Below are 8,438 nucleotides of genomic sequence, written 5' to 3'. Positions count from 1 at the left end.
ACCGCACGCTGGTAACGGAACAGAAAATCAGCGGGGTAGCCAAAATATTCGTAGCGCATCAACCGCGATAAGGTTTGACTGGGGTCTTGAAAATTGAAGACAAATGAGTTCATTACCGAGTCTTTCCCATAAGCGAGTTCCGGCGGCGTTACGGGTGAGGTTTGCAGGCGCTTAATTTCGTCAAAGATGGCTTGAATAAAGGGTACCGTGGTTTCGGAACGAGTTTGTCCACCTGCAACGAAAGTACCGGGGTAATCAAAGCGGGGACTCCAAAAACCGTAGACGCTGTATGCTAGACCTTGACGAGATCGCACGTTATTAAACAACCGCCCCCCAAATCCATTCAGCACGTTATTTAACACATCCAGCGCCCCATAGTCGGGACTGTCAAACCTACCGCCGAGATGTCCCATTTGGATATAACTTTGCGTCAACTGGGGTTGATTGACAAAAAATATCCCTCCCTGGTTCGCTTGAGATACTGGCGGTAGCGGCGGAACTTGCAGTTGCGGATTCCTTTTCCAGTCGCCAAACTTTGCTTGGATCAGATCGCGCATCTTTTTACTGTCAAAATCCCCCACAATTCCCAGTATCGCGTTGTTGGGGTGGAAATATTTCTGGTAAAAACTCACCACGTCTTCGCGAGAAATATTATCCAGGGTGGCATACTCCTCGGTGCGGGCATAGGGACTTTCTTTGCCGTAAATTACTTTTTGGAATTCCCTACTCGCAATTGCTTCTGGGTCATCGTTGCGACGGGCAATGCTACCTTTAACTTGCACTTTGGCTAAATCTAGCTTGTCTTGGGGAAACGCCGGTTCCCGTATCACTTCCGCAAACAGTCCAAATACTTCCTCTATATCTTCGCTGAGGGCGCTAAAACTGGCACTTCCCGAAGTACTGCCAATACCAGTTTCCACCGCCGCCGCCCGTTGTTCTAATAACTGGTTGAGTTCGTCTGCAGAATGCTTGGTAGTACCGCCACTCCGCATTACAGTCCCGACTAACCCTGCCAATCCTACCTTGTCTGCCGGTTCGGTGCGATCGCCCGTGCGAAATATTGCCATTCCCCCCACCAAGGGCAAGTCTTTATCTTCCATTAGATACACCACCATCCCGTTGTCCATCTGGTAGCGGGTGTAGGCGGGTATCTGGATTTCTGGAATCGGCGGAAAGGATAATTCTGTGTAATGCCGCGCCGCCTGTGCTACCGCTGGCGTGCGCCACAGCAGCAACAGCACCGCCGTCCCTACAATTAGTCCCATCGCTTTGATGCCGCGAAGCAACCGACTCGGAGCTATTTTTGATTTGAGATTGGAATGCATCTTTCCCCTCTTCCGTGCTATTTTATTTTTATTTCCCGACAAAATGAGACCAATTGGTCTCAAAATCTTTTTCTGTGGGCGGATTTTGTCTCCCAATGGGAGACAAATTTATTCTTTATCCGCAAAATGAGACCAATTGGTCTCAAAATTTCTCGCTCCACAATTTATCCCCAATTGGGGACAAAATTTTTCGGACTCATCCCTGTTTGGGTAGAAGGCGCCCGATGGTGCGGTTAGAGGGTTGGAAGGTGGCGTTAGCGACGCGCTGGATATCGGCGGGGGTGATATTAGCGATCGCATCTAACTCCTGAAACAGATTTTTCCAAGATCCGGTTTTGACCTCGTATTCCAGCAATAACTCAGCCATGCCGGAATTCGAGTTCAGACTTCGCAACAACCCCGCCCGCGCCTGAGTTTTTACCCGTTGCAACTCCTGCTGGGAAACGGGTTCGGTTTTGAGGCGGTCAATTTCTGCCCGCAACGCCGCTGCCACTTGATCTACGGTATGCCCCGGTGCAGTTAAAGCATAAAACAACATCAAGTTGGGATACTTATCTCCCGGATAACCGCTAAAACCTTGCGCCCCTAGCGCCACTTGTTTTTCTACGACCAAAGACTTGTACAAGCGAGAAGTGCGCCCATCGCTGAGAATGCTGCCGATTAATTCATAAACTACCTCCTCCGGATGATTGATCGCCGGACGGTGGTATCCTTCCAAATACCAAGGCTGGGAAGGCAAGCGCAGGGTTACTTCCCTAGTTTCAGTTTGCTGAGGTTCTGGGGGGATTTGGTTGGTGGAAGAGGGTTTCGCTTGATAGCGACCAAAATAAATCTCAGCCAGACGTTTAACTTCGGCTGGTTTAACATCGCCCACCACAGCGATCGTTAACTTACTGGGGACGTAGTGGGTATCGAAAAACAGCTGCACATCTTCCCGCGTCAAATTGCGGATATCTTCGTCATAGCCAATCACGGGACGCCGGTAGGGATGCACCTTGAAGGCGACATCGGAAAAGGCTTCCATCATCTGACCGATGGGGGAATTATCCGTCCGCAACCGTCGTTCTTCTAAAATGACTTGCTTCTCTTTATAAAACTCGCGAAAAACGGGAAACAGAAATCGTTCCGACTCCAAAGACATCCACAGTTCTAACTTATTCGCGGGGAAACTGTAGAAATAGCGAGTCGCATCGGTGGAAGTATTGGCATTGAGTCCGACTCCCCCCGCCTGCTCTACAATTTGTCCTAGTTCGTTCTGTTTGACGTAAGTAGCGGCTTCGGCTTCCACTTTTTGAAATTCTGCCTGCAATTGGGCAAGTTCTGCTTGCTTACCCGCCGATGACGCCGCCCGAATTTGGGCATCGAGTCGATCTAAACGGTCTAGCAGGGGTTTTTCTGCCTGGTAATTTTTAGAACCGATGCGCGTAGTGCCTTTAAACGCTAAATGTTCCAGAAAGTGAGCCACACCCGTTTTACCATTGGGTTCGTCCGCACCGCCTACATCAGCATAGGTGAGAAAAGAAACCACGGGGGCGCGGTGTTGTTCTAAGACAATAAACTTGATGCCGTTAACTAGGCGAAACTCGGTTACCCGCTGCATGACGCGATCCAGATAAGGCTGAATCGATCCAGCAGGAGTGGATTTAAAATTTACCGTTGTCGGGATTTCGTTGCGGGCTAAGGCGGGTGTCGATATTAGTCCCCACCCCAACACAACGGCAGATAGAAAGGCTATGAGGGTTCGCATTTGTTTAAGATCGTGGGTCATGGGTCATGCTTGATGGGTGTTTGGCGTGCTTTCCCTGCTGAATAATGACTCCATCTGTTAACGATGTATTAAGGATAGGCGGAGTAACCACTTACTCCTAAGACAATAAAGCTACCAGCTTTTGCTGCGGTCAGCCTATCAACGTGGTTATTTATGGGACTATTGAAACGGCCTCCTTTGACAGAAGACGCTACGCGCACCCGCATTATCAAGGCAGCCCAACGGTTGTTTGCCCGCCAAGGGTTTGACGGTACGACGACTCGCCATTTGGCGATCGCAGCTGGGGTGGCAGAAGGTACTTTGTTTCGCCACTTCACCAATAAAAAGGCGATTTTGATTGAGGTGGCGACTCTGGGATGGGTAGAACTGCTTACCGATTTGCTCACCGAACTCAGCGAAATGGGCAGTTACGAAGCGGTGGCGCAAGTAATGCGGCGACGGATGTTCAATTTACAAGAGAATGCCGATCTGATGCGCGTTTGCTTTATGGAGGCGCAGTTTCACCCCGATTTGCGCGATCGCGTCCAAACCGAAGTGATTGCTAAAATGACCGATGTCGCGGAAGCGTTCTTTGAAACGGCGATGGATAAAGGCATTTATCGCCGGATGAATCCCAAGATAGTTGCACAGGTGTTTGTGGGCATGTTTGCGATCGCTGGTTTCAGTCACAATACCATCATGGAACCGGGCGCTTCCCCCCAAGACATCAAGGAAATGGCTGAAGGCATCTCCGATATTTTCCTGCGCGGGGTATTAGCTAAAGGTTAATTGCTAATGGCTAATTGCTAATAGCCAGAAAAAGACAATTAGCCATTAGCCATTAGCCATTAGCATTTGAGCTTGTTTTATCCACCCTTGTACTTCCTCCACCGAAGGACACAAATCTCTACCTTGCATCGTTGCCACCTGCAAGCGCAAAATTTGTTGGTGCAATCTGTCATGAACTCCATGCCTAAAGGCAGGGGCTTGTAGGAAACAATTCTTGCTACCGCTCGAATTTATTCTACAAGCCTACATGACCAGACTAAGGTTTGAAATAAAACCTACGTTCAGAACAAGTGTTAAAATTCCTACCTACGAATGCATGAACCAGTTTGTAGCACTAGAACTTCAGCATTAAACAGGTGTACAAGGGTTAAGCCAGTGTGTTGAAGAAAGTACCGATTCTGAACATTGTCGAGGTTCACATTACCCCCACAAGGGAGATTAAAACTCATGTTTGTATTTGTGTTAGACAGCAGCAAAAAACCGTTAAACCCAACTCACCCAGCGAGAGCAAGAAAAATGCTCAAAACGGGTAAAGCTGCTGTGTTCAAAAGCTATCCTTTCACGATTATTTTGAAGAAGGAAATCGTCAAACCGAACAATCAAGATTTGAGGATTAAAATTGACCCTGGAGCAAAAACAACAGGTTTAGCAATCTTGAGGGAAAAAGTAGTTTTGTGGGCAGCGGAGTTGAGCCATAGGGGGTTTCAGATCCGAGATGCTCTGACTTCCAGGAGACAGTTAAGGCGTTCTCGCAGAAATCGTAAGACTCGTTATCGCCAACCTCGATTCAACAATCGGAGGCGTCATGATGGATGGTTACCACCTTCTTTAATCAGTCGATTGGATAACATATTGACTTGGGTAAAACGGCTATTACGTCTATCTCCAATTACTGCTATCTCGACTGAATTAGTTCGATTTGATACCCAGTTGATGCAAAATCCGGAAGTCTCTGGAATTGAGTATCAACAAGGGTTACTTGCTGGATATGAGCTAAGAGAATATATGCTCGAAAAATGGCATCGTAAGTGTGCTTGACGAAGGTGCTACCGACACCCAATTAGAGATTGAGCATATTGTTGCTAAGTCAAAGGGAGGTTATAATCGTGTATCTAACTTGACCTTAAGTTGCACTAAATGTAACCAAAAGAAGGGAAATAAACCCATCGATCAATTTTTAAAAAGTAAGCTTGAATTGCTTAAGTCAATTATTAGTCAAGCCAAGGGACCGTTAGCTGATACAGCAGCGGTTAATGCTACTCGATGGAAGCTATTTAATTGTCTTAAAGAGTTAGGCTTGCCTGTTGAAACTGGAACAGGAGGCAGGACTAAGTACAACCGTTGTCGCCAAAACTTACCTAAAAGTCACTGGCTTGATGCTGCAAATGTAGGTGCATCAACTCCAAACACTTTAAAGGTTTTGGTATCAAAACCCTTGATTATCAAAGCAACAGGGCATGGAAACCGTCAAATGTGTGGAACCAATGCTTTTGGCTTTCCGATTCGCCATCGGTCAAACACCAAGAGGCATTTTGGTTTCAAAACTGGCGATATTGTCAAGGCTGTTGTCACCAAGGGCAAAAAGGTTGGCTCTTATCTTGGTCGAGTCCTGTGTCGCGCAACAGGCAGTTTTGATATCACAACTGCGGAGGGTAGAGTAGCAGGAATAAGTCATAAGTATTGCTCATTTATTCATAGGAGCGATGGTTATGCTTATCAACAATGATTCGCAAGCCGCTCAGTTGTTTGTGTAAGGGGGAAACTTTCTGACCTATGCGTGAACGACAATGGCTTCCAGTTTCCCCCTTACAAACCCCCGATTATGGTGAACCGGAGTTTGCGCCAGTTTACTTACCGAGGCAATCCCCGCGTGCAATAATAGCCCCCAGTATTGACAAATAACGTTGGGTATGCTATATAATTCTGCCATTGCCACCCACTTACTGATGTGGTGGGCGTGAACCTGCAATCGATTGGCGAGTGCTTGCTTAGTTTCTGGCGATCGCTATCGCTCAATCCAGGGAGTTGGTCTATAGGCCAGCTACGGGGTTGAATCGGGATGGAAGCGGCCTTGAGTTTAGAAGACATGGCTGGTATTCGCGTTATCTGATTCTTCTGATATCCTGTCAGGAGGTGATATCTTTCGCTTAATAAAATCTTACGCTCACAAATGATGCTGACCCAGAGCGACCGTCTGACAGACACAATACTCTTCGGCAAAAGCTTGCGCTTGAGTGACCTCCCAGAGAACACGATTCCCCGCACCTCCCTGGCAGATACTCTCCGCAAGCGGCGGCAGCGACTGGCTAAGCTTGTTAATTTTCCAGTCATGCTGTGGTCGGGATGTCGCCCCTCGCGCAATTATCCCGACAACCGCTTTCCCTTTCGGGCTAGCAGTCACTTTTTATACTTCGCTGGCCTCCCTTTAGAAAATGCTGCCGTTCGCTTAGAAGCAGGCAGGTTAGAGTTGTTCATGGATGAGCCAAGTCTAGATGACGCGCTCTGGCATGGAGAAAAGCCTACACGAGATGAGGTGGGTCAGCTAATTGGGGCAAATGTAGCTTACCCGATGAGCGACTTGTGGACGCGAGCCTATGGATGCGCGACAATTCCAGTCCAAGATGTAATCGTACAGCAGCAACAATCGAATCTGTTCAATCGCTGGTTGTTTTCGGCAAAGCATTTGAGTTGGATCGATTGGGAATTAGCTTATGCGATTGTCAAGTTGCGATTGTGTCACGATGAGGGAGCGATCGCAGAAATTCGCAAAGCTATAGCTACAACTGTAGAAGCCCACAAAGCGGGAATGTCAGCATCCCCAGGCGCTAAAACCGAAGCCGAGATCCGGGCGGCGATGGAGCGCGTCATCATGGCAAATAACATGACAACGGCGTATTCCAGCATCGTCACGGTTCAGGGCGAAGTCCTCCACAACGAACACTATTGTAACCCAGTGCATCACGGGGAGTTGCTGCTGGCAGATGTAGGAGCTGAAACGCCGATGGGGTGGGCATCTGATGTCACCCGCACTTGGCCTGTTTCTGGGTGGTTTTCCCCTTCTCAGCGCCAAATTTACGAGGTAGTACTAGCAGCGCACGATGCTGCGATCGCTCAAATCCGCCCCGGCGTAGAATATCAAGATATTCACATGACCGCCGCGACTGTGTTGACGGAAGGGTTGGTGAATTTAGGCATCCTCAAGGGTGATGTAGAAGAATTGGTGGAAACCGACGCCCACGCCATGTTCTTCCCCCACGGCATCGGACATATTTTGGGCTTGGATGTCCACGATATGGAAGATTTGGGAGATTTGGCGGGTTATGAGATGGGCAGGGTGAGAAGCGATCGCTTTGGTTTAAAATACCTCCGTTTAGACCGCCCCTTAAAAGCTGGAATGATTGTGACTATTGAACCCGGTTTCTATCAAGTTCCGGCAATTTTAAACTACCCCGATCGACGCGCCAAATATCAAGATGTCGTCAATTGGGAGCGTTTAGAACAATTTAGCGACGTGCGGGGCATTCGCATCGAAGATGACGTTTTAGTTACTGAATCTGGGTGCGAAGTATTAACCGCTGCACTGCCAACCGATCCATCCACCATCGAGGGTATGGTTAGAGGGTGGTAGGAAGTAGAAGCGATCGCCTTCTGATTAGGATTGCGATCGCTCCTTTTAGGGGTAAATGGTCGAATTTTGCTACCTTTAAATTTGTGACCTAGCGGAGATAACAAGCAGATAAAATGAACAAGGAGGGCAACAAGTACCAGCCACTCCTAGAATTTTTGCGTGGCAGCAATCAAAACGAAATAATTCTTACTTTTGCTGAAATCGAGGCACTAATAAACGACTCGTTGCCCAATTCAGCCAAAAGTCAGCGTGCCTGGTGGAGCAATCGCAGCAAAGGCGCGCTGCAAGCTTCTGCGTGGATGGACGCTGGCTATCGCGTTGAAAATGTCGATTTTGAGCGGCAGTCGGTTACATTCCGTCAATTTACGATTAGCTATCAACTACAGCGCCGCGATGGTAATGTCGTTTGGAATAGCAGCTCGATCAAATTGTTGCGCCTCCATATGGGATTAACACAGGCAGAGTTTGCAAAACAGCTAGGTGTGCGCCAGCAAACAGTCAGCGAGTGGGAAAAAGGATTGTATGAGCCGACGAGATCAAAGTCTAAGCATTTTGACTTGGTTGCTCAGACCGTTGGATTCGCACCAGAGGAAGGAAGTTAAGGGTTTATCTTTTTATTTGACATTTACACGTTAAACATGTAGGTTAATAGTATCAGTTGGTTTTAGCAAAAGTCAACCATGAATTTTCACAGCAAGGGGATGCGATCGCTACGGCATCGCATTAACCCCAAAACCTTTGTCATCTCCCTCAGACAGATCGCCAAACTCCTCAAAGTAAACCTCAATTCTCAATTATCGGTTGACCTGTCAGCAACCCCGCACGCTTCGTGACGGGGCAAGAGGCGTAAGCCAAAAAGCCCAAGCTGACCAGACTATTCGTTAGAGGCAAGAGTTAAAGACCTACTTCAGGATGCTTGCTAGTCCTGAACTCTAGAACCAGATGATTA

At 47.9% G+C, this 8,438-nt stretch carries 8 protein-coding genes and 1 pseudogene; 5 read left to right on the top strand and 4 right to left on the bottom strand.

Annotated features, from left to right (window positions below; translation table 11 throughout):
• A partial coding sequence (locus ACE1CM_RS32830) for a M16 family metallopeptidase (RefSeq protein ID WP_374883076.1) occupies nt 1–1,325 on the bottom strand: 1,325 nt, incomplete at its 3' end.
• Nucleotides 1,326–1,521: 196 nt separating this feature from the next.
• On the bottom strand, nt 1,522–3,093 hold the full coding sequence (locus tag ACE1CM_RS32825; RefSeq protein ID WP_374883074.1) for a M16 family metallopeptidase: 1,572 nt from the start codon (nt 3,091–3,093) through the stop codon (nt 1,522–1,524).
• Nucleotides 3,094–3,246: 153 nt separating this feature from the next.
• Between ACE1CM_RS32825 and ACE1CM_RS32820 the strand changes: the two genes are divergently transcribed.
• On the top strand, nt 3,247–3,861 hold the full coding sequence (locus tag ACE1CM_RS32820) for a TetR/AcrR family transcriptional regulator (RefSeq protein WP_374883073.1): 615 nt from the start codon (nt 3,247–3,249) through the stop codon (nt 3,859–3,861).
• Nucleotides 3,862–3,906: 45 nt separating this feature from the next.
• On the opposite strand, the gene ACE1CM_RS32815 is transcribed toward ACE1CM_RS32820, so the two are convergent.
• Nucleotides 3,907–4,095, bottom strand: a complete 189-nt coding sequence (locus tag ACE1CM_RS32815) for a DUF4332 domain-containing protein (RefSeq protein ID WP_374883078.1) — start codon at nt 4,093–4,095, stop codon at nt 3,907–3,909.
• 213 nt (nt 4,096–4,308) lie between these two features.
• Between ACE1CM_RS32815 and iscB the strand changes: the two are divergent.
• Nucleotides 4,309–5,587 (top strand): annotated as a pseudogene (gene iscB, locus ACE1CM_RS32810) (RNA-guided endonuclease IscB).
• A gap of 45 nt (nt 5,588–5,632) precedes the next feature.
• Here the strand turns inward: iscB and ACE1CM_RS32805 are convergent.
• Nucleotides 5,633–5,830, bottom strand: a complete 198-nt coding sequence (locus tag ACE1CM_RS32805) for a DUF4332 domain-containing protein (RefSeq protein ID WP_374883071.1) — start codon at nt 5,828–5,830, stop codon at nt 5,633–5,635.
• Between the two features lie 204 nt (nt 5,831–6,034).
• Here ACE1CM_RS32805 and ACE1CM_RS32800 point away from each other — a divergent pair, with 204 nt between their 5' ends.
• The 3 genes from ACE1CM_RS32800 (at nt 6,035) to ACE1CM_RS32790 (ending at nt 8,322) form a co-directional block, all read left to right on the top strand.
• Nucleotides 6,035–7,489 carry an aminopeptidase P family protein gene (locus ACE1CM_RS32800; RefSeq protein WP_374883077.1) on the top strand — a complete coding sequence of 485 codons (1,455 nt, stop codon included), beginning with the start codon at nt 6,035–6,037 and terminating at the stop codon, nt 7,487–7,489.
• 113 nt (nt 7,490–7,602) lie between these two features.
• Entirely contained in the window at nt 7,603–8,091 is a 489-nt protein-coding gene (locus ACE1CM_RS32795; RefSeq protein ID WP_374883069.1) for a helix-turn-helix transcriptional regulator, read from the top strand.
• A 78-nt stretch (nt 8,092–8,169) separates the two neighbouring features.
• Nucleotides 8,170–8,322, top strand: a complete 153-nt coding sequence (locus tag ACE1CM_RS32790) for a hypothetical protein (RefSeq protein ID WP_374883068.1) — start codon at nt 8,170–8,172, stop codon at nt 8,320–8,322.
• The last annotated feature ends 116 nt before the right edge of the window (nt 8,323–8,438 follow it).

It is taken from the genome of Microseira sp. BLCC-F43 (genome assembly GCF_041929235.1).
Classification (GTDB): Bacteria; Cyanobacteriota; Cyanobacteriia; order Cyanobacteriales; family Aerosakkonemataceae; genus Microseira.
This window is presented reverse-complemented; position numbering and strand designations above follow the sequence as displayed.

Coding starts and splice junctions, on each gene's coding strand:
- ACE1CM_RS32825 (WP_374883074.1), bottom strand. CDS start 3,093: ATGACCCACGATCTTAAACAAATGCGAACCCTCATAGCCTTTCTATCT.
- ACE1CM_RS32820 (WP_374883073.1), top strand. CDS start 3,247: ATGGGACTATTGAAACGGCCTCCTTTGACAGAAGACGCTACGCGCACC.
- ACE1CM_RS32800 (WP_374883077.1), top strand. CDS start 6,035: ATGCTGACCCAGAGCGACCGTCTGACAGACACAATACTCTTCGGCAAA.
- ACE1CM_RS32795 (WP_374883069.1), top strand. CDS start 7,603: ATGAACAAGGAGGGCAACAAGTACCAGCCACTCCTAGAATTTTTGCGT.
- ACE1CM_RS32790 (WP_374883068.1), top strand. CDS start 8,170: ATGAATTTTCACAGCAAGGGGATGCGATCGCTACGGCATCGCATTAAC.